Here is a 26,663-nt window from a genome sequence, read left to right as displayed (position 1 = left end):
CAGACGACAACACCAAGCCCGCCTCAGTCACTACAAACGACGCGGACACAGCCCATAAAAACTGCCCAACCGTCACGGCAAACACCGTTGCAGTACTAGGTCGTGCACACCCGCGAGCAGAGCGCCCGCACGGGGGATCACACAGGAAACCACCCTCTGGACGAGAAGGAACCGCCATGAGCGTTGGGCAGAAGATCACCCACAAGACACAGGAACTGAAAGGCCGGATCACGGAAAGCGTCGGCCGGCTCACCCGGAACAGGCGGCTGCAGAGGGAAGGCAGGAACGATCGGGTCGCGGGGACCATGAAGCAGGCCGGCGACAGGGCCAAGAAGGCATTCAAGCGGTGACGCCACCGGGAGGGTGACTCCCCGCCACATGGGGGCACCACAACTACGTGGCGGAGGAGCGGTACGAGGGCATGGACCCGCTGGTCACCCGCGAGGGGAGCGATCCGGGCGGGCAGCGGCGACTTCGGGATCATCCCGGGCTCGATGGGCACCGGTTCGTACATCGTGAAGGGCCTGGGGAACGAGGCGTCGTTCAACTCGGCGTCGCACGGGGCGGTCTGCGTGCAGACGGACTTCTGGGCCGATGCCTCACTGGCGCACGACCTGCCGATCGGCGCCCTGACGATCGTTCGCGAGCCGTGCACCGCGGGTCCGGCCGTTCCTGTGCCCCCGGACGTTCCTCAAGGGCTTGCAGTGGCAGCACTGCCAGTGTGGCCGCCCGCCACGTGGAGCTCAGCCCATCGGGTCATCCTCTGGAGTTGGCGGGACACGCCGTGTCGCATGGAAAGGGCCGCGACGATGCCGGTCCCGCGGCCGTGTTCCTCAAGTTCCGCAGGCGGCGGACTCTCGAGTGATCGGCGCGGTCGGGGTACCGGCCCGGCATCTGCGACCTCGATACGGAGGGTGTGACGGCCGCCGGCCTCGGGCATCGACAGCCGCAGTACTGCTGGGGGCAGTGCATGGGCGATCGCGTTGGTGATCAGTTCCGAGATCACCAGGATGGCGTTGTCTGCTGTCTCCGTGGGCAGGGCCCAGCGGGCCAGGACCGTGCGTGCGCGGTGGCGCACGGTGGAGACGGTCTCAGGGATGTGCGGCAGCGGGAGGATGTACTCGGTCCGCGGGTGCGGTGCCACGCTGGTGCCAGACGTGGTCATGGCCGGAGTGGTCATCTTCGACCACCTCCACTTGTCTCGGCTTCTCATATCGGAAGCGGCGGCTCGTTCTGTGCGGTGGCGCGTGGCCGGGCTATTCGGCGTTGGCGAGGATCTCGGCCAACGCGGTGACGGCCTCGTCTGCGTCGGGGCCTTCGGCGCGGACGGTCACGGTGCTTCCGGCGGTGGCGCCCAGGCCCATCACGGCGAGGACGCCGGTGGGGTTGACGGTGCGGCCGTCGTGCTCCAGCTGTATGGCACTGGTGAATCCTGCTGCGACGCGGGCGAGTTGGCCTGCGGGGCGGGCGTGCAGGTTGGCGGGGAGGACGACGGCGATTTCGTGGTTCAGCGTGGCCGTGGTCGTGGCGTTGGACTCAGAGCTTGAGGACATGGCGGGCCTCCTTGGCGGCCTCGACGACGGTCTTCAGGTCGGCGCCGGATGCGGCGGTGACGACGGCTGCGACGGCTCCTTCGACGAAGGGTGCGTCGACGATGGTGACGTCGGTGCGGGGATGGTCTTCCAGGACGGTGCGGGCGGTCAGGACGGAGCTGCCGAGGTCGGGGAGGACGACGACGCCGGCTCCGCGGTCCGCGTTGCGGATGGCGGCGAGGACGAGGTCGTAGCTGGTGCCGATCCGGCCGTCGTCGGTTCCTCCGGCGGTGGCGAGGGGGACTGTGTCGGAGCCGATCTGCTCCACCAGCAGGCGAAGGCCCGCGGCGAGCTCGGCGCTGTGGGACACGAGTACGATGCCGACAGGGTTGCTCATGAACAACCACGCTATATCTCGGAACGCTGTTCATCAATACTGAATCTGGAGAAACTTTCGATGGTGCAAGCGGTGCAGCGGGCGGTGCAGATCTTGCGGGAGCTCGCGACCACCGGGCCCCGGCTGGGTGTGACCGAGCTGGCCGACCGCCTGGGTGTGGCCAAGCCGACCGTCCATGCGCTGCTGCGCACGCTGGAGGGCGAGGGGCTGGTGGTGCAGGACCGGGACAGCTCGAAGTACCAGCTCGGCCCGCACCTGGTGCAGCTGGGCAATGCCTACCTGGACACCCAGGAGCTGCGGACCCGCTCGCTGACCTGGGCGGACCAGCTCGCCACCCGGGCGAACGAGGCGGTGTGGGTGGCCGTGCTCACGGGTGACCACGTCCTGGTGGTGCACCATGCCTTCCGGCCGGAGGGTGCCGTGCAGATCCTTGAGGTGGGCGCCAGTGTCCCGTGGAGTACCTGCGCCCTGGGCAAGGCCATCGTGGCCTTCACTCCGGCCTCCGAGCGGGAGCGGCTGCTCGCGGGCGAGCCGGCGGTGCTCACCGGCGCCAGCATCACCGATCCCGGGGAGCTGGCGGGGCAGCTGAAGGAAATTCTCAGGACGGGGTACGCGATCGAGGATCAGGAGTCCGCCATCGGGGACGCCGGCATCGCATCTCCTGTCTTCGACCGTTCCGGCGAGGTGGTCGGCGCTCTTGGCATCGTCGGCCCCGTTGAGCGCCTGCTGGCCGAACCGGCACGTCAGGAGCTTGCGGTCGCGGTCAGGGAGACCGCCCGGAACCTCTCCCGCGACCTGGGCGCCCCCAGAGGAGTTCCGCGCATCGCGGGCACCTGACCTGCACACTCCGCATCCATCTGCAGCCCGGTAGCGGCGTACGCCGTCTCCGCCACCTACCCCTCCGCCCAGGCCCCTCGGCGCATCGCCGTGGGGCCTTCTGCGTGTCCGCGGTGCCCGATATTCACGGAACCTCTTGACAGGCGTGAAACGCGGGCTTAACTTCCGGAACAACGTTCGTCATTAATGAACGACTTACCGGATTCCGCTGGTTATCCGGTTCCCCTGAGCCGGCCGCCAGGTGCCCGACCCCTGACCACCTGGCGGCCACCTCCCCTTCATAGCCCGCTCCACGCGGAGGAGGTGAGACGCCCAAGCTGCCGCTCGGCACTGGGCGCCCATCATGGAAGAAAACACCTACCCACAGAAGCTTCTCGCCGAGATGCTGGGCACCGCAGTGCTGGTGTTCATCGGCGTCGGTTCGGTTCCCGCCACGCTCATAATCGGCGGCGACGCCCCCTTCACCATGGCGCAGCTGGGAATGATCTCGCTGGCCTTCGCCACCGCGGTGATCGCCATGGTCTACGCGATCGGCCATATCTCCGGCTGCCAGATCAACCCGGCCATCACGCTGGCGCTGGCCGCCACGAAGAAGATGCCCTGGCGGGACGTCCCCGGCTACATCGCGGCCCAGGTGGCCGGTGCGGTGCTGGGAGCGCTTGCGATCGTCGGAGTGCTGGGGAAGAAGGCGGTCGACGTCGGCCTCGGCATCGCCGCCTACGGCACCGGTGTCGGCTCCGGCCAGGCATTCTTCGCCGAAGCCATCGGCACGTTCATCCTCGCGTTCGTCGTCTTCGGGGCCATCGACCGGCGCGCGGCCGGCGGCTTCGCGGGCCTGGCCATCGGCCTCGGCGTGTTCGCGATCATCATTCCGGTGGCGCCCGCCACCGGCGCGTCCATCAACCCGGCCAGGACGATCGGCCCGATGATCACCGGCGAGCTGTTCGACGGCACGGTCCACTGGGACCAGCTGCTCGTCTACCTGTCTGCCGAAGTGGTCGGCGCGATCGCCGCCGGCGTCCTTTACACCGCCCTCAACGCCAACCGCAAGGCCGCCGCAACCGCAGCCGAGAACCGGGCCGCCCAGCCCGCCGCTGCCGAAGGAGCCCTGTCATGAAGAAGCTCATCAACGCCCCCGAGGCGGTGCTGGACGAGGCCTTGGCCGGCATCGCCGCCGCCCACCGGGATCTGAAGGTCGACGCGGAGAACAAGGTGATCGCCCGCGCGGGCGGCACCCGACCGGGCAAGGTCGCCCTCATTTCCGGCGGCGGTTCCGGGCACGAGCCGCTGCATGGCGGTTTCGTGGGACCGGGCATGCTGGACGCCGCCTGTCCCGGCGAGGTGTTCACCTCTCCCGTACCCGGCCAGATGCTGACCGCGGCCAAGGCCGTCGACGGCGGCGCGGGCGTGCTGTTCATCGTGAAGAACTACACCGGCGACGTACTCAACTTCCAGATGGCCGCCGAACTGGCCGCCGAGGAAGGCATCACGGTGGAGACCGTGCTGGTCGACGACGACGTCGCCGTCCAGGACTCCACCTGGACCGCCGGACGCCGCGGCACCGGAGCAACCGTCTTCGTCGAGAAGATCGCCGGCGCCCTCGCCGAGAACGGCGCCGACCTCGCCGCGGTGGCGGAGATGGGAAAGCGCGTCAACGCCGCCTCCCGGTCCTTCGCCGTCGCCCTGACCGCATGCACCACACCCGCCTCGGGTAAGCCCGGCTTCGACCTGCCCGAGGACGAAATCGAAGTCGGCGTAGGCATCCACGGCGAACCCGGCCGCAGCAGAGAAAAGCTCCGCCCCGCCAAGGAGATCGTGGCCACCGCCCTGGACGCCATCCTCGCCGACCAGCCGCTCGCCGCGGGGGACGAGTCCATCGTCATGGTCAACGGCCTCGGCGGCACACCGCTCATCGAGCTGTATGTGGTCTTCAACGAGGTCGCCGCCGTTCTCGCGGACAAGGGCGTGGTCATCGCCCGCAACCTCGTCGGCAACTACGTGACCAGCCTGGACATGGCCGGTGTTTCCATCACCGTGTGCAAGACCGACGCCGACATGCTGTCCCTGTGGGACGCACCCGTAAACACCTCAGCCCTGCGCTGGGGCGCCTGAACCGAGCCGGGGGCGGGGCCGCGCGATACGCGAGGGCCGGGCGGGCGCCTTCCCGCGCCAGCTCACCCGACCGCCCTCGCATCCGCCCCCGCCCTCGGCTCGCCCAACCGTGAACCCGCCACACACCGACCATGAACGGAGACTCCGTGGACATCGACCTCGCCCGCACGTGGGTGCAGGCCATCGCCGCCGCCGTCGACCAGCACAAGGACCACCTCACCCAGCTCGACTCGGCCATCGGCGACGCCGACCACGGCGTCAACATGAAACGCGGCTTCTCCGCCGTCACCACGGCGCTGGCCGACTACAGGCCGGACACCGTCGGGGCCGTGCTGGTCAAGACGGGCACCACCCTCATCTCCAGCGTCGGAGGCGCGTCCGGCCCGCTGTACGGCGGCGCCTTCCGCGCCATGGGCAAGGCCCTTGACGCACCCACGGCCGACACGCAGCAGTTCGCCACCGCACTTGCCGCCGGCCTGGAGAGTGTCCAGAAGCTCGGCGCGGCCGCACCCGGCGACAAGACAATGATCGACGCATACGTTCCCGCGCTGTCCGCCTTCCAGCAGCACGCCGGAGCCGACTTCGCCGCCGCAGCCGGGGCCGCAGCGGACGCTGCCGAGGAGGGCATGCGCGCGACCACCCCCATGCAGGCACGCAAGGGCCGAGCCTCGTACCTCGGCGCCCGCAGCATCGGCCACCAGGACCCGGGAGCCACCTCCACGGCCCTGATCTTCCGCGCCCTCGCCGAGGTGGTGGCTCCCCGATGATCCGCCACACCTACGCCGGGCACACCGCTGCACCCGGCATAGCCCTGGGCTTCCTCCACCGCACTGACCGCCCCCTCACCCGAGCCGTGCTCCCTCAGCGCACCAGTGGCGACGCCGCACAGCAGATCACCGACGCTTTCGACGCCGTCGCCGCCCGCCTGCTCGACCTGTCCACCTCGCTGCGCGAACAGGGCAAGGACGAACAGGCCGACATCATGGAGGTCAACAGCTACATCGCGCAGGACCAGGATCTGCGCGAACAGGCCGTCAAACGAGCGAACGACGGCCAGCCGGTACCCGTCGCCGTCCGGCAGGCCATCGACACCTACGCCGCAACCATCGCTGCCCTGGACGATCCCACCCTCGCCGAACGCGCCGCCGACGTCCGGCAGGTCGGCCGCCGCGTCCTGGCCCACCTGCACGGCGACACCGGCCCCGCACCCGACCAGCCCCTCGTCCTGGTCGCCCACGAAATCGGCGCGGCAGACCTGCTGGAACCCGGCCAAACGGTCACCGCCGCCATATCCGTCACCGGCGGCCCCAACTCCCACGCCGCCATCGTCGCCCGCTCCCAGGAAATCCCCCTCCTCCTGGCCGTCGACCCCGCCCTGCTCGACCTGCCGGACGGACAGGAAATCCTCCTCGACACCGACCAGGCCACCGCCGTCGCCCACCCCAACGACAGCGAACGCGCAACCGCCCTGCACGCCATGGACGTTGCCCGCACCCGCCGCCTCGCCCTCGCCGAAGAGCGCCACCTGCCCGCCCAGACACTGGACCACCACCACGTGGTGCTGCGGGCCAACGTGGCGACCCCGGCCGAGGCCCGCGCAGCCCTCGCGGCCAACGCCGACGGCGTCGGCCTGCTCCGCACCGAACTGCCTTTCCTCAACCACCCCGCCTGGCCCACCCGCAACCAGCACGCGGCCACACTCGTCCCCGTCCTGCGCGCACTCGCCGGACAGACCGTCACCGCCCGCACCCTCGACTTCGCCGATGACAAACTCCCGCCGTTCCTGTCCCGCCTCCAAGGCGCGCGGATCGGCCGCGGTCTGCCGCTCATGCTGGCCCAACCAGACGCCTTCGCCGACCAGTTCCGCAGTCTGCTCATCGGCGGAGCCGACACCGACCTGCGCATCATGATCCCGATGGTCGCCGGCATCGACGAACTCCGTGCCTGCCGACGCCTTCTCCAAGCTGCCGCCGACGAAGTCGGCGTCCCTGTCCCGCCCTTGGGCATCATGGTGGAACTCCGCGAAGCCGTCGCCGCAGCCGACGACCTCGCCCGCGAGGCGGCGTTCCTGTCCATCGGCAGCAACGACCTCACCTGCCAGATCCTGGGCCTGGACCGGCGCGACCCCGCCGCCTCCCCCGCCATGGCCGCACACCCTGCCGTACTCGACGCCATCGCCCGCGTCGTCACGGCGGCCCACCGCCACAATCGTCAGGTCTCCGTCTGCGGCGACGCCGCCGCACACCCCCTCGTCATCCCCCTCCTCCTCGGCCTCGGCTGCGACATCCTCTCCGTCGCCCCCGCCGCCCTCGACGAAGTACGCGCCCGCATCCGCCGCCTGCGCCATGACACCTGCGCCTCCCTGGCGGCCATCGCCCTCACCCGCGAAACCCCCGAAGAGGTCTGGCGACTCGTCGAGCAGTGCTGCCTGCCGTCGCTGCCCTGACCCGAGCCGCGCACATGGCGCGTTTCTGTTGATGTTCCTCTCCAGTCGAGAAGAGGCATGAACCGTGAAGAAGCTCATCAATTCGCCCGATGAAGTGCTTGCCGATGCTCTCGTCGGCGTGGCCGCCGCGCACCCCTCACTGACGGTCAACACGTCCGACCGCTACATCATCCGCGCGAGCGGGCCGACCGCTGGGAAGGTCGGCCTGGTGTCAGGCGGCGGGTCCGGACACGAGCCGCTGCACGGCGGGTTCGTCGGGTACGGGATGCTGGATGCGGCCTGTCCTGGTGAGGTGTTCACATCTCCCGTGCCGGACCAGATACTCGCCGCCACGCGGGCCGTTGACGGCGGCGCGGGCGTGCTGCACATCGTGAAGAACTACACCGGCGACGTGCTGAACTTCCAGATGGCCGGCGACTTGGCCGCCGACGACGGCATGCGAGTGGAGGGCGTCGTGGTCAATGACGACGTCGCCGTGGAGAACAGTACGTGGACGGCGGGCCGACGGGGCACCGGGGCGACTGTGTTCGTGGAGAAGATCGTCGGTGCGGCTGCCGAGCTCGGCGCGGACCTGGCCGCGGCTGCGGCTTTGGGCCGGGAGGTCAACGACCGGTCCCGTTCGTTCGGGGTGGCGCTCACGCCGTGCACGGTGCCCGCGTCGGGCAAACCCGGCTTCGAGCTGGGCGAGGACGAGATCGAGCTGGGCGTCGGCATCCACGGCGAGCCCGGTCGCGCCCGCGGCAGGCTCGTCTCCGCCAGGGAGATCGTCGGTGTCGCGTTGGACGCCATCCACGCCGACATGCCGCTCTCGGGCGACGTGCTCGTGATGGTCAACGGCCTGGGTGGTACCCCACTTCTTGAGCTGTACGTGGTGTATGCCGCGGTTGCCGAGTGGCTCGCCGGCCATGGCGTGTGGATCACCCGCAACCTGGTCGGCAACTACATCACCAGCCTGGAGATGGCCGGTTGCACGATCACGGTGTGCCGGCTCACGCCGCAGCTGACCTATCTGTGGGATGCCCCCGTCGAGACCCCCGCGCTGCGCTGGGGACGCTGAACGGCCTCGGACACCGCGACGGACACCACGAGGGAGAAGGACGACCATGGACGCGAGCATGTTCCGGGCCTGGATCCACGAGGCGGCCCGATTGGTGGTCGACAACGCCGACTATCTGACCCGTCTCGACTCCGCTGTCGGCGACGCCGACCACGGCATCAACATGCGCCGTGGTCTGTTGGCGGCGGTGGCGATGCTGGACGAAACCAACCCGTCCACCCCTGGTGCGGTGCTCGCCACCGTCGGCCGGGCACTCATCAGCAAGACCGGCGGCGCCTCGGGACCGCTGTACGGCACCGGGTTCCGGCAGGCCGCGGGGACTCTGGGCGAGGATCCCGACGTGTCTGCGGCACAACTCGGGGAGGCGTTGGCGGCCGCTCTCTCCGGCATCCAGCGGATCGGCGCGGCTCTCGAAGGCGACAAAACCATGATCGACGCCCTCGGCCCGGCGGTCGCCTCCTACCAGGCCGCCATCGACACCGGCGGCGACCTGAGCAACGCCACCCGCGCGGCGTTCGACGCCGCCGTGCGGGGCCTGAAGCAGACCGCCGGCATGCAGGCCCGGAGGGGCCGGGCGAGCTATCTCGGCGCCCGCACCATCGGTCACGAGGACCCCGGCGCGGCGTCGACCGTGCTCATTCTGTCTGCCCTCGCGACCGTCACCGCGGCAGGCACAGGTGACAGACGGCCGGGCAGCAGTACCGAGCGATGAGAGGCGCGTCCGCGATGCGCGCACGCGCCCCTGAATCGCGCACGTTCAACGGCGGGGAGAAGGTGCGAGGGCAAGTGCAAACACAACCCGCGGTGGATCGCCGTGGCACGGAACCGGTGCAGACACCTCGGGCGGTAGGCAACGGCAGCAACCGGAAGGCGTTCGTACCGAGTAGCTGGAGTTTGCGGACCCAGCTGTTGGCTGTGGTGCTCATCCCGATCATCACCGCACTGGTGCTCGGCGGTCTGCGGATCGGTTCGGCCGTGCAGAACGCCCAGGACATCGACAACGTCCGTCAGCTCGTCCGTCTCGTCGACAAGAGCACGGGACTGTTGGAGGAACTGGAGGACGAACGCGATCTCACCGCGCTCCATGTTGCGGCCGGGCGCACGGGCGACACGAGGGCGCTGGACACTCAGCGCTCCCAGGCCGACGCGGCGCTCGCCCGATTCCGTGCCGAGGCCGCCCATGTCCACCGCGGGACGAATCGCGTCCTGGCCACCCGGCTCGCGGCGCTCGACGCCTTGGGCAGGCGGGTGACGTCACTGCGCGACACGGTAGACCACTCGAAAATGCGCTTTCTGCCCGCGGTCAACGCCTACACGGCGCTGATCGCCGAGCTCACGGACGCCCTTGACCTTGTCACGGCGGACATTGCCCACCAGACCCTTGCCGTGAGGGCCCGTGTTCTCCAGACCTTCGCACAGGCCACGGAGCAGACCTCCCGGCAACGCGCGCTGCTCGGCGGGGCGCTGATCGAGGGACATTTCGATGCGAGCGAGGCCCAGAGCCTGACTCTCGTCAGCCTGCAGCAACAGGCCCTGATCGGCGAGTTCCGGTCCGGTGCTCCGCCGGCCCAGCGTCAGTTCTACGAGCGCACCGTCACCGGAAGGGACGTCGACAGGGCCGAGATACTCCAGAAGCAGGCGCTCACCCGGCAGGGCACCAGCCGCCCCCGCCTCGACGCCGGCGAGTGGTTCGACACCATGACGAGCAAGCTCGAGCTGATGCGTCTGGTCGAGAAGCGGCTCGTCGGAGCGGTCGAAGACGAGAGCTCGCGCGAGCAGCACCGGGCCGAGCGCTCAGTGTTCATCGCTTCGCTCGTCGTGCTGTTGATCCTCCTGCTCGCATTCGGTGTGACACGCGCCGTCGTGCAGTCGATGATTGCCCCCCTGCACACCCTGCGCGCCTCCGCGCTCGACATCACGGAACGCCGCCTGCCCGAGGTGGTCCGGCTGCTGCGAGTGGGCTCCAGCAACGCCCAACTGGAGGCCATCAAGGCCGAGCCTACGAGCATCAATTCGACCGACGAGATCGGCGGTGTCGCCCACGCGTTCAACGACGTCTATAGCGAGGCCGTACGGCTGGCGTTCGAGCAGGCGCGGCTGCGAGGCCGCATCAACTCGATGTTCGTCAACCTTTCGCAGCGCAGCCAGTACCTCGTGGAACGGCAGTTGGAGCTGATCGACCACCTGGAGAACAGCGAGCAGGACCCCGACCTGCTCGCCAGCCTCTTCAAGCTCGACCACCTGGCCACCCGCATGCGCCGCAATGGGGAGAACCTGCTCGTCCTCGCGGGCGAGGAGGCGGGCCGCCGCTGGAGCGCCCCAGTCCGGCTCGTGGATGTCCTCCGGGCCGCTATCAGTGAGGTCGACCAGTACCAGCGTGTGCAGCTACGCGGACTGGTCACCGCGGACGTCGACGGCCGGGCTGTGAACGACATCGTTCACCTCATCGCGGAGCTGCTGGAGAACGCGACCGCGTTCTCCTCGCCGGACACCGAGGTACTCGTCACAAGCCAGCTGCTGTCCGGCGGCGGCGCCAAGGTTGAAATCCAGGACAGCGGCATCGGCATGAGCGCAAAGGACCTTGAGGAGGCCAACGAGAGGCTCCTGAACCCGCCAGTCGTCGACGTGTCGGTGGCGCGGCGCATGGGCATGTTCGTCGTCGGCCGGCTCTCCGGCCGCCACGGCATCCGTGTCCAGCTCCGCAGGTCATCCGCCCTCGGCATCACAGCAGTGGTCATGCTGCCCCAGAAGTTGGTCCGGGAACACGGAGATCACATGGATCCTCCCGGACTGTCAGCCAGGTACAACTCGGAAGGGCGCCTCACGGGCTGGCGCAACTACGACACGGCCGAGCAACTCAACGACAGCGCGCCGGCCAAACACACGTACCGGACACGCCGTCAAGGCGCCCGCTCGGCAGGCAAGGAGAAAGGGCTACCGCGACCCTCTCCGCGCCATGGGGATCCCCCGGGACGGAGCGACCTCACCGGAGAGCCTCAGCCGGCCATGCCTGCCCCGCCAGACACGTCGGCCGAAGGCGCCCCGCACCGCCCCCGCTGAGGAGGCGTTGCCATCGCGGTGGGATCGTCCCGGGCGTCGTGCCCCTCCGCGGAACCGGTCCGGTCGTCTTTTCCTCTATCCCGGCGGAACCGGCGCTTCACGGAGTTCGCCAGGAGTCCGGCCCGGCTCCGGACATCGGGAGAGGGGACCAAGATGACGTCACGTCGACCCGTCGGCACGGGTACAGGAAGAACGGTGAGCCGGGTGCTCGCCGCCGGCCTCCTGGTAGGCGCCTGCCTGGCGGGGGTGAGCTCGCCCGCGCTGGCGTCGAACGGGACGGCGGCCGCCTCCGGCTCCAGCACGACCGACCACGACCGGGTTCGCGTCGTCACCGAGACCTACGACCTGGGTGACGAGGCATTCACCATCCCCACCAGCGGCACCGTCAGTGAGATGCGCGCGGTGGTGCACCGCCCGAGCACCGTGCGGGGACGACTCCCCGTGGTGATCGTTTCCCACGGGTCGTGGTACGGGTGCACCGATCCCGAGGCCCAGGAGTGGCCCTGCGAGAAGGGCACGCCCTACCCCAGCTACCGCGGTTACGACTACTTCGCGAAGGCACTCGCACAACGCGGCTTCGTGGTCGTCTCGCTCAGCGCGGACGCCATCAACATGACGTCCTTCGACTACGGGGACCGCGCCCGACTGATCAACGAGCACCTGCGCCTGTGGCGGCAACTGTCCGACGGTAAGGGGGTTCTGGCCGAGCGTCTGCCCGCGCTGAGCATGCATGTGGACATGCAGCGCGTCGGAACCGTGGGGCACTCCCGGGGAGGCAAGGGCGTGATGTGGCAGGCCTCCGACAAGTACCGGGACGAGGTACCCGACGGTGTTCGCATCGGGGCGGTCCTGGCCCTCGCGCCGGTGAAGTTCGACGATCCGGAAGGGGACAACAGCGACACCCTGGTCACGGACACTCCCGTGGCCGTGGTCACCAGCGGCTGCGACGGCGCGGTGGGCGAACGGGGTCAGGAGTACCTCGACGACGCCAAGGGACACTCCACCAAGCCGGCGTACTCCGTCTCGCTGCGCGACGGGAACCACAACTTCTTCAACACCCAGTGGACCCCTCCGGCCCCGCTCGGCGAGGACGACAGCACCTGCCCCACACGCGAACTGACCCCCGAGAGCCAACAGGATGCCTTCACCGCATACGCCACGGCCTTTTTCGAGAAGCACCTCAACGACAACCTCGAGGGCGAAGGCCTGCTCACGGGTAGGAAGCCTCTCCCCTGCGTGGAGTCAACGACCCGTGTGGTCGAACCGGTAACGCCTACCGGCTCGCTCCGTGAGGTGACCCTACGACGGTGACCGTTGCCCGGCGCCGGTGAACCCTCCGGCCCGGTCCCCGCACCTGCGGGGACCGGGCCGGATCCGCGTCCGGCCGACCGGGTATGCACCCCGTATTAGAAATGGAACCCATTTTCATGTAGCGTCTGCGTCGCGCCGCCCAGAGAGGACCTGAACCATGGCCGTACCCAAGCGGAAGATGTCCCGCAGCAACACCCGTCACCGCCGCGCTCAGTGGAAGGCGATCACGCCGCAGCTCGTGCCGATCACGGTCGACGGCGCCGCCTATCTGGTGCCGCAGCGGCTGGCCAAGGCGTACGAGCGCGGTCTGCTGCGCCCCGAAGGCTGACGGGCATGGCCGAACGGCTGCCCGTCACCGTCCTGTCCGGCTTCCTCGGAGCGGGCAAGACCACCCTGCTCAACCATGTTCTGAGCAACCGCGAGGGCCTGCGCGTCGCGGTCATCGTCAACGACATGAGCGAGATCAACATCGACGCCGCACTGGTGCGCGGCGGTGAGGCCGCCCTGTCGCGCACCGAGGAACGCCTGGTCGAGATGACCAATGGGTGCATCTGCTGCACCCTGCGCGACGACCTGCTCGAGGAGGTCGACCGTCTCGCCCGCGAGGACCGCTTCGACTACCTGCTCATCGAGTCCAGTGGCATCTCCGAGCCCATGCCGGTTGCCGCCACCTTCGCCTTCCCCCGCGACGACGGCGCAACGCTCGGCGACCTGGCCCGGCTGGACACCATGGTCACGGTCGTCGACGCCGCCAACTTCCTGCCGGAACTGGCAGGCGGGGACGGGCTCGCCGAGCGGGGACTCGACCAGTACGACGACGACGAACGCACCGTCAGCGACCTGCTGGTGGACCAGATCGAGTTCGCCGACGTCATCGTGCTCAACAAGCTCGACCTCGTCGATCCGGAGAGCGCCGACCGGCTGCGAGCGGCCCTGACCCGCTTCAACCCGGTGGCCCGGATCGTGGCGGCCACCCGCGGGCGCGTGGACCTCGACGATGTGCTCGGGACCGGGCTGTTCGACCTGGAGCGCGCGCAGCAGGCCCCGGGCTGGGTCATGGAACTCAACGGCGACCACGTCCCGGAGACCGAGGAGTACGGCATCTCCAGCACGGTGTTCCGCTCCGAGGCACCGTTTCATCCGGGCCGCCTGTGGACGTTCGTCACCGAGAGGCTCGACAGCGGAACCTTCGGACAGGTCCTGCGCTCCAAGGGGTTCTTCTGGCTGGCGAGCCGCCCCAACGTGACCGGTCTGTGGTCACAGGCCGGTGCCGTAGTCCGCTTCGAACCCTCCGGTGCCCGGGGCGCGGACAGCTCACAGGGCCAGGAGCTGGTCTTCATCGGCACGGGCCTGCGTACCACTGCGCTTCAGGCTGCGTTGGCCGGCTGCCTCATGAAGGAGGGCGAAAGCCTCCCGGGCGTCGATTCTTTCCCCGCGTGGGACACCTACGGCATCGACGACGCCTGCGAGCACGAGCGCGAGCACCCCGAACTCGTACCGCAGATGTGAAGCTTCCGGGTTGGGCAGTGGTCGCAGCCACGGCACTGCCCAACCCGGTACCCTCGCCCGCCCTACGAGGGCATGGACTATGACGGCTCGATCGTGTGTCCGACGATGGCGAGCATCAGCCAATCTCCGGGATGAGCGCATTCCGCCTATATCGTGACGCCTCTCTCTGGCAACCGGAGCCGACGTGAACGAACCGGACGGGTTGGTGAAAGACCTGCGGGTCGACGCCCCAAGGCAGCCCGGGACAGGTATCACCCGGGGTGGCCCCGCCCCGGCGTCCGTACTTGCCGCAGGCGCTGTCTCGGCACTGGCCGTTGCCGGGCTTGCCTGGGCCGCCGGCGCAGCGGACTGGCTGACTCACCCCGGCTTCCGTGCCTGGCAGACGATCTGCGTGGCCGTCACCGTCCAGGCCCTGCCGTTCCTCGTCCTGGGCACGCTCATCTCCGGAGCGGTCAACGCCTTCGTACCGGCGCACGTGTTCAGCAAGGCGCTCCCGCGCAACCCCGCGCTCGCGGTGCCGGTCGCGAGCGCCGCCGGGATCGTGCTGCCGGGCTGTGAGTGCGCGTCGGTGCCCGTGGCGGGAAGTCTGATCCGGCGCGGTGTGACTCCGGCGGCCGCCTTCGCGTTCCTCCTGTCCGCGCCGGCCGTCAACCCGATTGTCCTGACCGCAACTGCCGTTGCCTTCCCGGGCACGCCGGAGATGGTTGCCGCGCGTCTCATCGCCTCACTCGCCGTCTCCGCGGCGATGGGGTGGCTGTGGCTGAAGCTCGGCCGTGCGGAGTGGCTGCGGATGCCGGTCCGGCACACCGGGCACCAGGACGGGCACAGCCGGTGGGAGGAGTTCCGACTCGGCTTCCAGCACGACTTCCTGCACGCCGGCGGGTTCCTCGTACTCGGCGCCATGGCGGCGGCGACCTTCAATGTCACCGTGCCACGATCGGTGCTGGACACCTTCTCCGGCTCGCCCTGGATGTCGGTGCTGTTCCTCGCCGGGCTCGCGATCGTCCTCGCCGTCTGCTCGGAGGCCGACGCCTTCGTCGCCGCCTCGCTGACCGGCTTCTCGCCCACCGCCCGCCTGACGTTCATGGTCGTCGGCCCCATGGTCGACGTGAAGCTGATCGCCCTTCAGGCGGGTACGTTCGGCCGGGCCTTCGCCCTGCGGTTCTCGACGGCCACTGCCGTGGTTGCCGTCCTGTGCAGTGTCCTCGTCGGGTGGTGGCTGCTGTGAGACGCACCTTCCAGACGCTGCTGCTTTTGCTGACCGGAGCCGGGGTCCTGCGCGTGTCCCTGTTCAGCGACATCGGCCTGCGCTACGTCAAACAAGGGCTGCAGCCCTTCCTCGTCGTGTCCGGGATCATTCTCTGCGCAGCGGGGCTGATCGGTGCTCGGCGCGATGGGCTGCGCCTCAGGGGCCGCCACGGCCACGACGGGTCCCCGAGCGACACCGCCGTGGAGCCGGGGCACGGACACGAGCACGAGCACACTCATGGCCCTCGCATCGCCTGGCTTCTGCTGCCTCCTGTGCTCGCCCTGCTGCTCTTCGCCCCACCGGCCCTGGGCTCCTACACCGCCGCACGTGACCATCCGAAGATCGTCGAGGACTACGAGCGCTTCGAGCCGCTTCCCGCTCACGGCCCCGCCCCACTGTCACTGACCGAGTTCATCGCCCGTGCCCAGCAGGACGACAAACAGAGCCTCAAGGACCGTCCTGTCCTCTTGCAGGGATTCGTCACCCCGGGCAGTAACGGGACCTGGGAGCTCACCCGGCTCCTGGTCGCCTGCTGCGCCGCCGACTCCCAGTCGTTGACGGTGACCATGCACGGTGCTGCGGCACCGCCCGCCGACACCTGGGTGAAGGTGACCGGCACCTGGCACCCACGCGGTGCTCTGGGCACCACGTCGGCAGCCCTGGCACTCGACGTCGCAACAACCCAGAAAATCCCGGAGCCGCGCATCCCGTACCTCGACAGGGCGCCTTCGGTCGGCTGAAAGCCGGATCCGGCGGTGCCACCTGCCCCGTACGAGCGCGCCCCGCGGCAGCCGTGGTGGCTTCCGGCACACGGCCGGCCGTGACTCCGCCGAGTCACGGCCGGCAGTTCATCCGCCGCGAGGGCGGGGACGATCACCAGGACGACTTGGTGACTCCGGGGAGGAATCCGGCGTGGGCCTGCTCGCGCATACGGACGCGGGACAGCCCGAACTGCCGCAGGTGTCCCCGGGGCCGGCCGTCCACGCTGTCCCGGTTGCGTACCCGGGTCGCGCTGGCGTCGCGTGGCTGGCGCCGAAGCTCCGCCAGAGCAGCAGCCCGCTCCGTCTCCGGGGTGCCGGGTCGGCGGATGAGCTCCTTCAACTCGGCCCGGCGGGCGGCGTACCGCTCGACGATCGCCTTGCGCTTCTCGTTCTTGGCGATCTTGCTCTGCTTGGCCATCAGACCTTCACTCCCCGGGCGCGGATGCGGGCCACCGCTGCCTCGATACCGATGCTGTCGATCGTCTTGATCGCCTTGGCGCTGAGCGTCAGGCGTACATGCCTGCCCTCGCTCGGCAGCCAGTACCGCTTGCGCTGGATGTTGGGGTCGAAGCGCCGTGACGTGCGCCGGTGCGAGTGGGAGATGTTGTTGCCGAAGCCCGGCTGGGTGCCGGTCAGTTGGCAGTGGGCGGACAAGGTGTTACCTGCCTCTCTTCAGACGGCTTCTTTTTGGTAATGGAAACCATTGTCATATACTAGCCTCATGGCCCGCAACGAAGTACGCCCGATCATCAAGCTCCGCTCCACCGCGGGGACCGGCTACACCTACGTGACCCGCAAGAACCGGCGGAACGATCCCGACCGCATGGTCCTGCGCAAGTTCGACCCGATCGCACGCAAGCACGTCGACTTCCGCGAAGAACGCTGACCCCACTGCCCTGCCCCGACCCTGCCCCGAAGGACACCGTCATGAAGCCCGGAATCCACCCTCCGTACGGCCCCGTCGTCTTCCGCGACAAGGCCGCCGGCTCCGCCTTCCTCACCCGCTCCACCATGACCAGCGGCAAGACGATCGAGTGGGAGGACGGCAACACGTACCCCGTCGTCGACGTCGAGATCTCGAACGTGAGCCATCCCTTCTACACCGGCACGGCTCGCGTCCTGGACACCGCCGGCCGCGTCGAGCGATTTGAGCGCCGCTACGGCCGTCGCGAGGCGAACTGATGCCGGACACGCCCCGGTTGCCCGTCGTGATCGTCGGCGGGCTCCACTCCGACGCGCGCAAGCAAGTCGTGGAACGCCTCCTGCGGACCGTCCCCGGCAGCGTCGTCCTCCACCACGATCTGGCCACAGCGGCCGAAGGCACCCTGCGGCGCCTGGTGCGCGACGCGAGGGGCGAGTTGTCGTACGGCGATGCACCGCTCGTCAACGACTGCGCCTGCTGCGCGCTGCGCGAAGACCTGGTCCCCGAGCTGGAGCGCCTGGCCGCCGACGGTCTGACCCGGCTCGCGATCGTCGAGCTGTGGGACTCCGTCGAACCCAAGGCGATGGCGGAGGTCGTCGTCGCGCACGGCGGAGACGTCCTCGAACTCACCAATGTGATGACCGCCGTCGACCCCGCGCTCGTACTGCCCTACCTCGCCAACGGCGACGACCTGGCTGAAATCGGACTCGCCGCTGCCGCCACCGACCAGCGCACGGTCGGCGACACCTGGGCCCGTCAGCTGGAGTACGCGCCCGTGCTCGCACTCGTCGACAGCGAAGACGCGGACGACGAGGACCGCGCACTGCTTGCCCAGCTCCACCCGACCGCCCGACAGGTGCCCGCCCGATCCGGTGAACTCGCCCAACTGGCCTTCGCCGGCTTCGATGTGGAAGCGGCCGCTGCCGCCCAACATCCGGCCTGCGCCCTGCTGCCCCAGGAAGCAGAAGAAGCCGGGGTCGCCACCCTCGTCTGGCACCGCCGCCGCCCCTTCCACCCCGAACGCCTCTACCAGGCACTGGAAGACCTCTGCTGCGCCGCCGCCCGCAGCCGCGGCCGGTTCTGGCTCGCCGACCGCCCCGACACCCTGCTCGCCTGGGACGCCGCCGGTGGCGCGCTGTGCGTGGAGAACGCCGGCCCGTGGCTGGCCTCCCTGCCGGACGCCGCCTGGGACATGGTGACCCCGATACGCCGGGCCGCTGCGGCACTGGACTGGCACCCCGAGCACGGTGACTGCTGCCAGCACCTTGTCTTCACCTCTCCCGGCCTCGACCGCGAGGGCCTGGCACAGCTCCTCGAGTCCTGCCTGCTCACCGACGACGAGTACGCCGCAGGCCCCGAGGCGTGGAAGCACCTGCCGCCCGCGTTCGACTCCCTTCTCGCCCCCGTCTCATAACTCCAGCCCGGCACCAAGCACCCGTCCGAATTCAGCACCGAAGCAGGAGCACTCATGGCCCGCCGTCACGACCCCCGCAAGCCGCTCAAACCCCGCCCCAACCCCCTTGACGCGGCCGGTGTCACGTACATCGACTACAAGGACACCGACCTGCTGCGGAAGTTCATCTCCGACCGCGGGAAGATCCGCAGTCGGCGCGTCACTCGCGTCACCGCGCAGCAACAGCGGCAGATCGCCGCTGCGATCAAGAACGCCCGGGAGATGGCGCTCCTGCCGTACGCCCGAGTCGGCGCGTAGTACCCGCCGCCTTCGTCGCCTGCGTCCATCAGGGGCAGCAGGGGGCGAACGGCGCGGCGGTCGGCGTGCGGCTTCCGGTGGAGGTCGTGTGGAGCGGTTCACCGGCAGGGGGTCTTGGGATGGGTACGGACATCAGCGGGTTCGTTGAGTTCAGGGCGGGGCGTGCGGTTGAGGGAGAGCGAGAGGTCGTCTGGCGGGCTGCCGTCGACCTGTACGACCTCAACGACATCCGGAACTATGACGCGTTCGGCTGCCTCTTCGGGGTGCGCAACTTCGCCAACTTCCGGCCGTTGGCCGCTGAGCGTGGCAGGCCGGTCGACGCGTCGGAGGAGGTCCGGGCCGAACTGGACCGGCTCGCTCCCTGGCCGGACCAGGCGTACGGCACGACCTGGATCACCTGGGCCGAGCTGAAGGCGGTGGACTGGGACGAGCCGGCGGAACGGCCGGACAGCCGCATCCACGAGTACCGGCAGTCCCCTGACGGGCTCAGATTCGTCGGGAAATCCGGCTGGGACCCGAGGTTCGCGCAGGCGCTCAACTCGCCGCGCCAGCCGTCCGACCCGCGGCCGACCTGGCCCGAGGGGACGGAATGGCTCATCGGCGACACGCTCTACAGGTCCGAGACGCTCCGCCGCCGGGACGCCGTTCGGGAGGACGGCGAGTGGAAGCCGGTCTGGGACGCGATGGAAACGCTCGCGGCGCAGCACGGCGACGACCATGTGCGACTGGTCGTCTGGTTCGACGACTGATCGGCAACCGGGCCACTCGCCGTCGCCGTCCCGGCGGGACGGACACCGCTACAACCTCCGGGCCGCCTGGGATGTCCAATGGTCGCGGACGAGCGACAGGCCGTCCGCGGTGGTTCCTGTTCCCCGCCGGAAGGATGGCCCCAGGGATGAGGCACGGATTCATCATGCGTGCGGTCGGCGCCGCCCTGGGCGTTGTCGTGGTCCTGGCGCTTGGAGGGTGTCGGTCAACGACCCATGAAGAGGAAAAAGGGCCGTCGGGGGTGGTCACTGTGGACGTGCCTGAGTCCTACGGAATCGCGGCTCTCGTCGGTCCCGTACCGGACGATCATTACAAAACTCTGGCACTGCGTTTCGACCCCAGCGTGGCGCAGGACGACGCGGAAGTCGTCATTGACACGACGGATGCCAAGGACGTGGCCGACTTCCGTTTCTACGAAGACTGCTCGGTGTCCGGTTCGGGCGCCACGTGCCCCGTCAGCCTCAACTTTCACGAAAGCAGCACCCTGGCGCCAACGGACTTCCTGATCGAGCTGCGGCCCAAGGAGGGCATCGCACCTGGTAGCTCGGCCGTCATCAGGTACACCGTGAGGGCCGGAAAGGCCATCGTCTCACCGGCCAGTCACCTCCAGACCCGGCTGAACGTGATCGCCGAGGGCGCTCTGTTCCACGCCCCCATGCCTGCCACGGTGAAGGTGTCCCCGGGCGGGACGTACGCGCTGCCCGTGGAAGTCCGCAACATCGGCACCCGCGCCAAGGGCGGCGTCGCCGCCAAGCGAGGCACCCGCACCACGGGCCGATCCGGCGTCGCGCTCAGCGTCGAGCTCAAGGCCATGACGGGTGGCGAAGGCCTGGAGCTGCTGGGCGGTAACTACACCAACTGCCGCTATGGCCAAGAGCAGAAGGCGGGTTCCGGGCGGCTCGAATACTCGTCCGCATACTGCGAGTTCGACACGCCGATGGAGCCGGGAAAGGCATACGGCCTGAGCGCTCCGCTGAAGGTCCGGGCTGTGGCAGAGCATGCGAAGTCCGAGGTGCATGTCGGCTTGAAGGAGGTGTGGGACAGCCAGGAACGCTCCGGGTACGAGGAAAGGCGTGGCACCGGGGGCGTCCTGAGATTGGTGTCGCGACCCGCGACGGGCAGTATCCGGTCACTGGTCAACTTGCAGGACGGGTCGGGCCAGAGCATCAAGGTGGACATCAAGAGCCCCTCCGTGACGGGTGAACCCGATGTCGCCGCGGTCGGCGCGACCGTACGCGGCGCGGACGTCGGCAAGCCGTTCGATGTGAAGGTCGGCATACGCAATGCCGGCCCGGCCCCGACGTACGAGGGACGCGTGGAGCGCCTGACCGTGCAGATCCCCGAAGGGGTCGACGTACTGCTCGCCGACAAGCGGTGTCGGCGCGAGATGACGAACGAGATTGTGCTGTACGAATGCGAGAACGACGGCCGTCTCCTGCGTCCTGGCCACAGCCTGTTCTTCGGCTTCCGGATGCGGGTCGCCCGTCCGATCGCGGAGGCCAGTGCCTCTGTGCACAGATACGGCTTCGACGAGGGCAACGGCAACGACGCCAACGACCGGTCCCCGCTGACAATCTTCACAGGCACCTCGCCGCCCGTCTCCAGGCATGGGGCATAGGCCTGGCAGAGCGGCTGGGGTTCCTCGGCGTCGGCACGCGCTCCCGTGCCGACTGGTTCGCGTCTCGCGTCTCGCGCCGGTCGTCTTCGCATCGGTCGGCTTTGTGTCGCCGGGCCTACTCCGTGCCTGCCGACGCCTGCGACGGCGCTGACCGCGTCTGTGCGGTCGGCCACTTGAACTCGATCTCCAGCTCGATCTCTCCGTCACCGACCTCGACCTCTATCTCGCTGCGGAGGTCGTCGGGGACCCGCAGGCTCAGCCTCCCGGGGCCGAGTTCCAGTTCGGCATCGCCGCCGTGCCTCAGTGCGGCCGCCAGCGCCGCGAGCTGGTCTGCCGCCTCGAGGCGTGACAGCGTGCGCTTCTGCTCAAACTTGAGGTCCTTCATGGTTGTCTCCGATCCGGCCCGGGAGGACCTCGGCGAGGCAGCCCGGGACCTGGTGCCGACGGTTCAATTCCTGGGCGGGGGCAGCTCCTGCTCCGTCCAGATGGTCTTGCCCTCGTTCGTGAAGCGGACGCCCCAACGCCGGGCCAGTTGGGCGCAGATGAACAGACCGCGGCCACCCTCGTCACTGGCCTTTGCATGGCGCAGATGCGGGGCGGCGGGGTTCGAGTCGCTGACTTCGCATGTGAGGTTGTGGCCGTGGATGAGGCGAAGCTTGAGAGGAGGAGTGCCGTAGTGGACCGCGTTGGTGGTCAGTTCGCTCACGATGAGTTCGGTGGCGAACGCGAGCTCGTCGAGGCCCCATTCGGCCAGTAGCCGACGGGTCCGGGCGCGTGCAGTGGCCACGGCGGCGGGATCCAGCGGCAAGTCCCATGTGGCGACCCGGTCCGTGTCGATCGTGTGCGCGCGGACGAGGAGCAGGATCGCGTCGACGTCGGGTTCCTCGGGCGCGGCTGTGCGGACGGCCTCGTCGCGCATGGCGTCCAGTGAGCGTCCGGTGTCCGCGAGGATCTGTCGCAGCTCGTCCCGGCAGGCCGCGGCTTCGGTGTCGTCCGCGGGGAGGAACACGTCGGTGTAGAGCCCGATGACGCTTCCTTCGTCCAGATCGAGGCGCGTGGCCGCGAACACCGCGCCGTCGCTGTCGGCGCCGAGAGGTGGTGCTTGGGGAAGGTCGGGGATTTCCGTGGTTCCGTCGGGGTGTGCCAGTACCGGTGGCGGATGCCCGGCGGTGGAGATGGTGCAGTTGAGGGTGAGGGGGTCGTAGATGCCGTATGCGCAACCTACGGTCAGGCCCTTTCTCGGCAACGGGTCCCCGGCATCGGGGGCGGCCCGTTCGGCGGCGAGGAGGGTCACGGTGTCGTTGAGCCGGGCCATGAGTTCGCCGCATTCGAGATCGAGGGAGGACAAGGTGTGGATGGCCGTCCTCACCTGTCCCATGGCCGTGGTCGCGTGGATGTCTCCTCCGGAGACACGGCCGACCGTGAGTGCCACCCGCGCGCCGGACAGCGGAATGACGTCGAACCAACCACCGCTGGCTCCCATCGGCGGGTGAAAGTGCGATGTGTCCATGCCCGTCCGGGCCAGCGGCAGTTGCGGCAGGAGATGGCGGTGCAGCGTCAGCGCGATGGTGTGCTCACGGGTGTAGCGCCGGGCGTTGTCGATGTGGAGGGCGATCCAGGCGGCCAGGTCCAGCGCGAGGTCGAGGTCCTCCTGCTCGAACACGGCACGGCCGGGAGAGCGGTAGAGGCTCATCGTGCCCAGCACCCGGCCGCGCAAGGTCAACGGGGCGACGATGGCGGAATGGGTGCCGGGTGCGCGGCCCGGTGAAGAGCCCGGGTGGGAGGGTTCGTCCGGACTATGGGCGACCAGGTGGGGCCGCAGGTCGTTGAGCGACTGCATCCAGGCCGCCGGGAAACGGAACGGCCCGGTGGCCGCGGCAAAGGAGACCCGCGAGCGGTCCGCGGAGGCGAACGCCATACGCCGTAGCGGTACATCGGGCGCGACTGGTGCCGACGGCGGCTCCGCACCGCGGATCACCGGGTCCAGCAGGTCGACTTCGGCATCGTCCGCGAAGGCAGGCACCAGGACGTGGACCAACTCCGCGCACGTGGTGTCCATCTCCAGCGTGTGGCCCACTTCTTCACGTACCGCGGTCAGGATTCGCGTTCGCGCCAGAGCCTGCTCGCGTTCGGTGACATCGACCACGGCGGACGCGGCAGCGAGCACCCGTCCGTCGGTGTCGTGGAGCGGCAGCACCGAGACGGAGTACAGATGTTCCCGATCCGGGTCGCTGGGCGGGTGGGCGCCCACGATGCGGTCGATCGCGGGCTCGCTGGTGGCGAGCACGTCCCGCACCATGGCCTCGGTGGCGTCCGGGGCGGTCAGCTGGATCGCCTCACGCAGGCGGCGCCCGATGAGGCCCTCGTACGTGGCCCCGCTCATTCCGCCGGCCGCCGAGTTCACCCGCAGGATTCTCAAGTCGTGATCCAGCACCTGCATCCCGATGGGAGAGAGCGAGAACAGAGCTTTCAACAGGGCCTTGTTGATCGCGTCGGCACTCTCGTCCGGTGCCGCCCGATACACAGCCCACGCGCCGGACCCGTCCTCACGGGACACGGGCCGCAGCAGCAGCCCCTCCGCCATCGCACGGTCGAGCGGCGTGGCGGCGATCCCGTCGGCGGGCACCCCTGCGGCGGTGGTCAACGAGGCGACCGGACGTCCCACCACCTCGGACGCGCTGAGGCCGAACAGGGCACGAGCCGCCCGACTCCACTCGAGCACGACTCCTGACGTGTCCACCACCAGCAGCGGGTCGTCCGACGCCATAGGACGGGTCGCCTCCGGTTTCCGTCGTCAAGGCGGCCGCTTGCGCGTTGCGCCTGCGGTCAGGGCCTCCTCCCAGGTTGCGGTCCGCTGTGGGCGGGCGCACATCGGCGCCGGGCCGCTGTCTCGGCGACAAGCCGGTGGGCGCGGGTCGTACGCTCTGTGCATGGTGGATACGCAGCCGCGGCCGCTGCGGCGCGGGCCGGCGTGAGCAAGCCCGCCAGCTACCGGCGATGGCTCACCAAGCAGGATCTGATCATCGCCGCCGCCGGGCCCCGCATCGGCGTCCTGCCCGTTCCTGACCTGGGCGAGTTCCGTGCCGAGCTCCGGTTCGTACTCACCAGGCGCTGTCCGGGGCCAGTACGCGGAGTACACGCAGCGGATCACGAGCGTGACCAGGCGCGGCGGCTCTGGTGGCCGCACCGGACCTCCGCGCCGGACCTTCCGCACCGGCCTTCCGCGCCGCCCTCCGCACCCCTTCTCCGATCGGACAGACCTGCCAGGCACGAGCCGGCCGCCGACGTGCGCGGCCGGGATCTTGGGTCGAGATTGGAGGTATCCGGTCAGCCGTGCGGGAACGTCCGGCGGACCGGCCGTACGACACGAAGGAGCGTGTCATGACGAGTCATGTGAGCGGAGCCCGCTCCGGCGAGGCTGCCCCCGGTCCGGCGAAGAGCGGCTTCACGATCGGCAGCGGCTGGCTGGTGTTCGCCGGCGTACTGATGGTCTTCGGCGGGCTGATGACGCTGTTCGCGGGCATCGCCGCCATCGCCAACGACGACGTGTTCGTCACCACGCGCAACTACGTCTACAAGTTCGACCTCACCGGATGGGGCTGGATCCATCTCATCCTCGGCGCCGTGATCGTTCTCACCGGGCTCGCCCTGTTCAGAGGCGCCACCTGGGCGAGAGTCATCGGCGTGGTGCTGGTCGGTCTGAGCATGATCGCGAACTTCATGTGGCTGCCCTACACGCCGTTCTGGGCGATCGTGCTCATCGCGATCGACGGCCTCGTCATCTGGGCGCTGTGCGCGGCACCCGGTCCCAAGGAGCGCTGACGTCCGGGTCGTCGTCGGCGGCTCCGGCTCGTGACGCGCCCGCCGCGCGGCCCACGGCCCTGGTCCTCGTCGTCGGTGTCTCGGGATCGGGCAAGACCACGGTGGCGGAGCTCCTCGCGGAGCGGCTCGGCTGGCCGCACCGGGACGCGGACGAGTTCCACTCCGAGGCCAACCGCGCCAAGATGGCCGCCGGTCAGCCCCTCACGGACACCGACCGCGGCCCGTGGCTGGACGCCATCGGCGTCTGGATGGACCGTGAGATCGCGGCCCGTCAGCCGGCCGTCGTCACCTGTTCCGCGCTCAAGCGCGCCTACCGCGACCAGCTCCTGGGCGGACGGCCCGGAGTGCGCCTGGTGTACCTGCACGGTTCGCGCGAGCTGATCCACTCCCGACTGGCCGCGCGGCGCGGCCACTTCTTCCCGGCCGGCCTGCTGGACAGCCAGTTCGCGGAGCTCCAGGAGCCGGAGCCCGACGAACATCCGCTGGTGGTGGAGATCGACCAGCCGCCGGAGGCCGTCGTCGCGGCGGTGCTGTCGCTGCTTCGTACGGAGACCGCCTCCGGGGCCGCCGTCCACCACGTACCGCCCGAGGAGACGCGCATGACCGCCGGCCCGACAGGAGAGCAGTGGCAGCTGCGCCACGGCGGGCAGCGGGCTGTCGTGGTCCAGCTGGGTGGGGCCCTGCGCCACTACGAGGTGGACGGCCGGCCGCTGCTGGACGGATTCGCGGCAGACTCGCCCATCACCGGCGGGCGGGGGCAGTTGCTCGTCCCCTGGCCCAACCGGGTGGGCGGCGGCCGCTACCGGTTCGACGGCAGGGACCTGCAACTGCCGCTGACCGGACCGGCGAAGCACAACGCGATCCACGGTCTGCTCCGCTGGACGCCGTGGCGGCTGCTCGCCTGCGGCGACGACGCGGTGAGGGTGGGCACCACGCTCTTTCCGCAGCCGGGCTATCCCTTCCTGCTGGAGGTCCGCACCGAGTACCGGCTGGGACCCGAAGGGCTGGAAGTCGTCGTCTCCGCCACCAACACGGGGACCACTCGGGCACCGTACGGAGTGGGCCAGCACCCGTATCTGACCGTCGGCACCGGCCTGGTCGACACGGCGCTGCTGACCGTGCCCGCCCGGTACCGGCTGCTCACCGACGACGAGGGCCGGCCGGCCGGGCAGGAGCCCGTCGACGGCACGGCGTACGACTTCCGCACCGCCCGCCCCATAGGCGATCTGCAACTGGACACCGCCTTCACCGGACTCGACCGCGACTACGCGGGCCGGGCCGTCGTACGGCTGGCACATCCCTCGGGGCTGCGCGGCACCGATCTGTGGCTCGGCGAAGGCACCCGGTATGTGCAGGTGTACACGGGCGACACACTGGCCGAGCCCGAGCGGCGGCGCCGAGGTGTCGCGGTGGAAGCCATGTCCTGTCCGGCGGACGCCTTCCGCAGCGGCACCGATCTCGCCGTCCTGGAGCCGGGCGCCGGCCATGTGCTGCGGTGGGGCCTCAGCCCGTGGGGCTCCGCATGACCTCCCCTCCGCCTCCGTCGGAGAC

General features: G+C 69.5%; 29 protein-coding genes and 1 pseudogene. 23 read left to right on the top strand and 7 right to left on the bottom strand.

Annotation, left to right across the window (positions count from 1 at the left end; genetic code table 11):
* Positions 1-176 precede the first annotated feature (176 nt).
* Both ACH4YL_RS15815 and ACH4YL_RS15810 read left to right on the top strand, forming a co-directional pair.
* Complete coding sequence (locus ACH4YL_RS15815) at positions 177-350, top strand: CsbD family protein (protein WP_398507864.1); 174 nt, start codon at positions 177-179, stop codon at positions 348-350.
* A gap of 35 nt (positions 351-385) precedes the next feature.
* Positions 386-566, top strand: a pseudogene (locus tag ACH4YL_RS15810) (RtcB family protein); the annotation flags it as partial.
* A gap of 125 nt (positions 567-691) precedes the next feature.
* Here the strand turns inward: ACH4YL_RS15810 and ACH4YL_RS15805 are convergent.
* The 3 genes from ACH4YL_RS15805 to dhaM form a co-directional block, all read right to left on the bottom strand.
* Complete coding sequence (locus tag ACH4YL_RS15805; RefSeq protein ID WP_398507863.1) at positions 692-1,180, bottom strand: ATP-binding protein; 489 nt, start codon at positions 1,178-1,180, stop codon at positions 692-694.
* 76 nt (positions 1,181-1,256) lie between these two features.
* Positions 1,257-1,553 (bottom strand): HPr family phosphocarrier protein, encoded by a 297-nt coding sequence (locus tag ACH4YL_RS15800; protein WP_398507862.1) that lies wholly within the window; start codon positions 1,551-1,553, stop codon positions 1,257-1,259.
* Positions 1,537-1,929 (bottom strand): dihydroxyacetone kinase phosphoryl donor subunit DhaM, encoded by a 393-nt coding sequence (gene dhaM, locus ACH4YL_RS15795; protein WP_398507861.1) that lies wholly within the window; start codon positions 1,927-1,929, stop codon positions 1,537-1,539. Before dhaM ends, ACH4YL_RS15800 begins: the two co-directional genes overlap by 17 nt.
* Positions 1,930-1,989: 60 nt before the next feature.
* Between dhaM and ACH4YL_RS15790 the strand changes: the two genes are divergently transcribed.
* From ACH4YL_RS15790 to ACH4YL_RS15730, 13 genes are all read left to right on the top strand, one after another.
* Entirely contained in the window at positions 1,990-2,766 is a 777-nt protein-coding gene (locus ACH4YL_RS15790) for an IclR family transcriptional regulator (protein WP_398507860.1), read from the top strand.
* A gap of 343 nt (positions 2,767-3,109) precedes the next feature.
* Positions 3,110-3,883: an MIP/aquaporin family protein gene (locus ACH4YL_RS15785; RefSeq protein WP_398507859.1), complete on the top strand. Its 774-nt coding sequence runs from the start codon at positions 3,110-3,112 to the stop codon at positions 3,881-3,883.
* Positions 3,880-4,878 carry a dihydroxyacetone kinase subunit DhaK gene (gene dhaK / locus ACH4YL_RS15780; protein ID WP_398507858.1) on the top strand — a complete coding sequence of 333 codons (999 nt, stop codon included), beginning with the start codon at positions 3,880-3,882 and terminating at the stop codon, positions 4,876-4,878. The genes ACH4YL_RS15785 and dhaK (ACH4YL_RS15780) overlap by 4 nt, the downstream gene beginning before the upstream one ends.
* A gap of 131 nt (positions 4,879-5,009) precedes the next feature.
* Positions 5,010-5,645: a dihydroxyacetone kinase subunit DhaL gene (gene dhaL / locus ACH4YL_RS15775; protein WP_398507857.1), complete on the top strand. Its 636-nt coding sequence runs from the start codon at positions 5,010-5,012 to the stop codon at positions 5,643-5,645.
* Positions 5,642-7,324, top strand: coding sequence for a putative PEP-binding protein (locus ACH4YL_RS15770; RefSeq protein ID WP_398507856.1), 1,683 nt, complete (start codon positions 5,642-5,644; stop codon positions 7,322-7,324). The genes dhaL (ACH4YL_RS15775) and ACH4YL_RS15770 overlap by 4 nt, the downstream gene beginning before the upstream one ends.
* 64 nt (positions 7,325-7,388) lie before the next feature.
* Positions 7,389-8,381: a dihydroxyacetone kinase subunit DhaK gene (dhaK, locus tag ACH4YL_RS15765; RefSeq protein WP_398507855.1), complete on the top strand. Its 993-nt coding sequence runs from the start codon at positions 7,389-7,391 to the stop codon at positions 8,379-8,381.
* A 46-nt stretch (positions 8,382-8,427) separates the two neighbouring features.
* Positions 8,428-9,093: a dihydroxyacetone kinase subunit DhaL gene (gene dhaL / locus ACH4YL_RS15760; RefSeq protein ID WP_398507854.1), complete on the top strand. Its 666-nt coding sequence runs from the start codon at positions 8,428-8,430 to the stop codon at positions 9,091-9,093.
* Positions 9,094-9,296: 203 nt separating this feature from the next.
* Positions 9,297-11,441 (top strand): nitrate- and nitrite sensing domain-containing protein, encoded by a 2,145-nt coding sequence (locus tag ACH4YL_RS15755; protein ID WP_398507898.1) that lies wholly within the window; start codon positions 9,297-9,299, stop codon positions 11,439-11,441.
* Between the two features lie 153 nt (positions 11,442-11,594).
* A complete protein-coding gene (locus tag ACH4YL_RS15750) occupies positions 11,595-12,752 on the top strand; it encodes an alpha/beta hydrolase family protein (RefSeq protein ID WP_398507853.1) in 1,158 nt (385 codons plus the stop codon).
* A 157-nt stretch (positions 12,753-12,909) separates the two neighbouring features.
* On the top strand, positions 12,910-13,080 hold the full coding sequence (gene rpmF, locus ACH4YL_RS15745) for a 50S ribosomal protein L32 (protein WP_398507852.1): 171 nt from the start codon (positions 12,910-12,912) through the stop codon (positions 13,078-13,080).
* 5 nt (positions 13,081-13,085) lie between these two features.
* The gene (locus tag ACH4YL_RS15740) at positions 13,086-14,261 is read left to right on the top strand and encodes a GTP-binding protein (RefSeq protein WP_398507851.1); all 1,176 of its coding nucleotides are present in this window, start codon (positions 13,086-13,088) and stop codon (positions 14,259-14,261) included.
* Between the two features lie 184 nt (positions 14,262-14,445).
* Positions 14,446-15,489 carry a permease gene (locus tag ACH4YL_RS15735; protein ID WP_398507850.1) on the top strand — a complete coding sequence of 348 codons (1,044 nt, stop codon included), beginning with the start codon at positions 14,446-14,448 and terminating at the stop codon, positions 15,487-15,489.
* Entirely contained in the window at positions 15,486-16,250 is a 765-nt protein-coding gene (locus ACH4YL_RS15730; protein ID WP_398507849.1) for a TIGR03943 family putative permease subunit, read from the top strand. The genes ACH4YL_RS15735 and ACH4YL_RS15730 overlap by 4 nt, the downstream gene beginning before the upstream one ends.
* A gap of 133 nt (positions 16,251-16,383) precedes the next feature.
* Here the strand turns inward: ACH4YL_RS15730 and rpsN are convergent, their stop codons facing one another.
* Both rpsN and rpmB read right to left on the bottom strand, forming a co-directional pair.
* On the bottom strand, positions 16,384-16,689 hold the full coding sequence (rpsN, locus tag ACH4YL_RS15725) for a 30S ribosomal protein S14 (RefSeq protein WP_398507848.1): 306 nt from the start codon (positions 16,687-16,689) through the stop codon (positions 16,384-16,386).
* Complete coding sequence (rpmB, locus tag ACH4YL_RS15720) at positions 16,689-16,925, bottom strand: 50S ribosomal protein L28 (RefSeq protein ID WP_398507847.1); 237 nt, start codon at positions 16,923-16,925, stop codon at positions 16,689-16,691. Before rpmB ends, rpsN begins: the two co-directional genes overlap by 1 nt.
* 67 nt (positions 16,926-16,992) lie before the next feature.
* Between rpmB and rpmG the strand changes: the two genes are divergently transcribed.
* The 6 genes from rpmG (at position 16,993) to ACH4YL_RS15690 (ending at position 21,290) form a co-directional block, all read left to right on the top strand.
* Entirely contained in the window at positions 16,993-17,157 is a 165-nt protein-coding gene (gene rpmG, locus ACH4YL_RS15715) for a 50S ribosomal protein L33 (RefSeq protein ID WP_134028780.1), read from the top strand.
* Between the two features lie 41 nt (positions 17,158-17,198).
* Positions 17,199-17,453: a type B 50S ribosomal protein L31 gene (locus ACH4YL_RS15710; protein WP_398507846.1), complete on the top strand. Its 255-nt coding sequence runs from the start codon at positions 17,199-17,201 to the stop codon at positions 17,451-17,453.
* A complete protein-coding gene (locus tag ACH4YL_RS15705) occupies positions 17,453-18,607 on the top strand; it encodes a CobW family GTP-binding protein (RefSeq protein WP_398507845.1) in 1,155 nt (384 codons plus the stop codon). The genes ACH4YL_RS15710 and ACH4YL_RS15705 overlap by 1 nt, the downstream gene beginning before the upstream one ends.
* A 54-nt stretch (positions 18,608-18,661) precedes the next feature.
* The gene (rpsR, locus tag ACH4YL_RS15700; protein ID WP_398507844.1) at positions 18,662-18,904 is read left to right on the top strand and encodes a 30S ribosomal protein S18; all 243 of its coding nucleotides are present in this window, start codon (positions 18,662-18,664) and stop codon (positions 18,902-18,904) included.
* A 119-nt stretch (positions 18,905-19,023) separates the two neighbouring features.
* Positions 19,024-19,653, top strand: a complete 630-nt coding sequence (locus ACH4YL_RS15695) for a hypothetical protein (RefSeq protein ID WP_398507843.1) — start codon at positions 19,024-19,026, stop codon at positions 19,651-19,653.
* Between the two features lie 275 nt (positions 19,654-19,928).
* Complete coding sequence (locus tag ACH4YL_RS15690) at positions 19,929-21,290, top strand: hypothetical protein (protein WP_398507842.1); 1,362 nt, start codon at positions 19,929-19,931, stop codon at positions 21,288-21,290.
* A 115-nt stretch (positions 21,291-21,405) separates the two neighbouring features.
* Here ACH4YL_RS15690 and ACH4YL_RS15685 read toward each other — a convergent pair whose 3' ends face one another.
* Complete coding sequence (locus ACH4YL_RS15685) at positions 21,406-21,675, bottom strand: amphi-Trp domain-containing protein (RefSeq protein ID WP_398507841.1); 270 nt, start codon at positions 21,673-21,675, stop codon at positions 21,406-21,408.
* A gap of 63 nt (positions 21,676-21,738) precedes the next feature.
* The gene (locus tag ACH4YL_RS15680) at positions 21,739-24,057 is read right to left on the bottom strand and encodes a SpoIIE family protein phosphatase (protein ID WP_398507840.1); all 2,319 of its coding nucleotides are present in this window, start codon (positions 24,055-24,057) and stop codon (positions 21,739-21,741) included.
* Between the two features lie 614 nt (positions 24,058-24,671).
* Between ACH4YL_RS15680 and ACH4YL_RS15675 the strand changes: the two genes are divergently transcribed.
* Together ACH4YL_RS15675 and ACH4YL_RS15670 are read left to right on the top strand one after the other, a co-directional pair.
* The gene (locus tag ACH4YL_RS15675) at positions 24,672-25,112 is read left to right on the top strand and encodes a hypothetical protein (RefSeq protein ID WP_398507839.1); all 441 of its coding nucleotides are present in this window, start codon (positions 24,672-24,674) and stop codon (positions 25,110-25,112) included.
* Complete coding sequence (locus ACH4YL_RS15670) at positions 25,082-26,638, top strand: gluconokinase, GntK/IdnK-type (protein ID WP_398507838.1); 1,557 nt, start codon at positions 25,082-25,084, stop codon at positions 26,636-26,638. The genes ACH4YL_RS15675 and ACH4YL_RS15670 overlap by 31 nt, the downstream gene beginning before the upstream one ends.
* Positions 26,639-26,663 lie beyond the last annotated feature (25 nt).

Source organism: Streptomyces sp. NPDC020681, assembly GCF_044334895.1.
Taxonomy (GTDB): domain Bacteria; phylum Actinomycetota; class Actinomycetes; order Streptomycetales; family Streptomycetaceae; genus Streptomyces.
Note: the sequence above shows the minus strand (reverse complement) of the source record. Positions and strands in the feature narration are given on the sequence as shown.

What these genes read in the sequence shown, in the direction of transcription:
- ACH4YL_RS15815 (WP_398507864.1), top strand. Translation starts at nt 177, where the DNA reads ATGAGCGTTGGGCAGAAGATCACCCACAAGACACAGGAACTGAAAGGC.
- ACH4YL_RS15805 (WP_398507863.1), bottom strand. Translation starts at nt 1,180, where the DNA reads ATGACCACTCCGGCCATGACCACGTCTGGCACCAGCGTGGCACCGCAC.
- ACH4YL_RS15800 (WP_398507862.1), bottom strand. Translation starts at nt 1,553, where the DNA reads ATGTCCTCAAGCTCTGAGTCCAACGCCACGACCACGGCCACGCTGAAC.
- dhaM (WP_398507861.1), bottom strand. Translation starts at nt 1,929, where the DNA reads ATGAGCAACCCTGTCGGCATCGTACTCGTGTCCCACAGCGCCGAGCTC.
- ACH4YL_RS15790 (WP_398507860.1), top strand. Translation starts at nt 1,990, where the DNA reads ATGGTGCAAGCGGTGCAGCGGGCGGTGCAGATCTTGCGGGAGCTCGCG.
- ACH4YL_RS15785 (WP_398507859.1), top strand. Translation starts at nt 3,110, where the DNA reads ATGGAAGAAAACACCTACCCACAGAAGCTTCTCGCCGAGATGCTGGGC.
- dhaK (WP_398507858.1), top strand. Translation starts at nt 3,880, where the DNA reads ATGAAGAAGCTCATCAACGCCCCCGAGGCGGTGCTGGACGAGGCCTTG.
- dhaL (WP_398507857.1), top strand. Translation starts at nt 5,010, where the DNA reads ATGAACGGAGACTCCGTGGACATCGACCTCGCCCGCACGTGGGTGCAG.
- ACH4YL_RS15770 (WP_398507856.1), top strand. Translation starts at nt 5,642, where the DNA reads ATGATCCGCCACACCTACGCCGGGCACACCGCTGCACCCGGCATAGCC.
- dhaL (WP_398507854.1), top strand. Translation starts at nt 8,428, where the DNA reads ATGGACGCGAGCATGTTCCGGGCCTGGATCCACGAGGCGGCCCGATTG.
- ACH4YL_RS15750 (WP_398507853.1), top strand. Translation starts at nt 11,595, where the DNA reads ATGACGTCACGTCGACCCGTCGGCACGGGTACAGGAAGAACGGTGAGC.
- rpmF (WP_398507852.1), top strand. Translation starts at nt 12,910, where the DNA reads ATGGCCGTACCCAAGCGGAAGATGTCCCGCAGCAACACCCGTCACCGC.
- ACH4YL_RS15740 (WP_398507851.1), top strand. Translation starts at nt 13,086, where the DNA reads ATGGCCGAACGGCTGCCCGTCACCGTCCTGTCCGGCTTCCTCGGAGCG.
- rpsN (WP_398507848.1), bottom strand. Translation starts at nt 16,689, where the DNA reads ATGGCCAAGCAGAGCAAGATCGCCAAGAACGAGAAGCGCAAGGCGATC.
- rpmG (WP_134028780.1), top strand. Translation starts at nt 16,993, where the DNA reads ATGGCCCGCAACGAAGTACGCCCGATCATCAAGCTCCGCTCCACCGCG.
- ACH4YL_RS15710 (WP_398507846.1), top strand. Translation starts at nt 17,199, where the DNA reads ATGAAGCCCGGAATCCACCCTCCGTACGGCCCCGTCGTCTTCCGCGAC.
- ACH4YL_RS15705 (WP_398507845.1), top strand. Translation starts at nt 17,453, where the DNA reads ATGCCGGACACGCCCCGGTTGCCCGTCGTGATCGTCGGCGGGCTCCAC.
- rpsR (WP_398507844.1), top strand. Translation starts at nt 18,662, where the DNA reads ATGGCCCGCCGTCACGACCCCCGCAAGCCGCTCAAACCCCGCCCCAAC.
- ACH4YL_RS15695 (WP_398507843.1), top strand. Translation starts at nt 19,024, where the DNA reads ATGGGTACGGACATCAGCGGGTTCGTTGAGTTCAGGGCGGGGCGTGCG.
- ACH4YL_RS15685 (WP_398507841.1), bottom strand. Translation starts at nt 21,675, where the DNA reads ATGAAGGACCTCAAGTTTGAGCAGAAGCGCACGCTGTCACGCCTCGAG.
- ACH4YL_RS15680 (WP_398507840.1), bottom strand. Translation starts at nt 24,057, where the DNA reads ATGGCGTCGGACGACCCGCTGCTGGTGGTGGACACGTCAGGAGTCGTG.
- ACH4YL_RS15675 (WP_398507839.1), top strand. Translation starts at nt 24,672, where the DNA reads ATGACGAGTCATGTGAGCGGAGCCCGCTCCGGCGAGGCTGCCCCCGGT.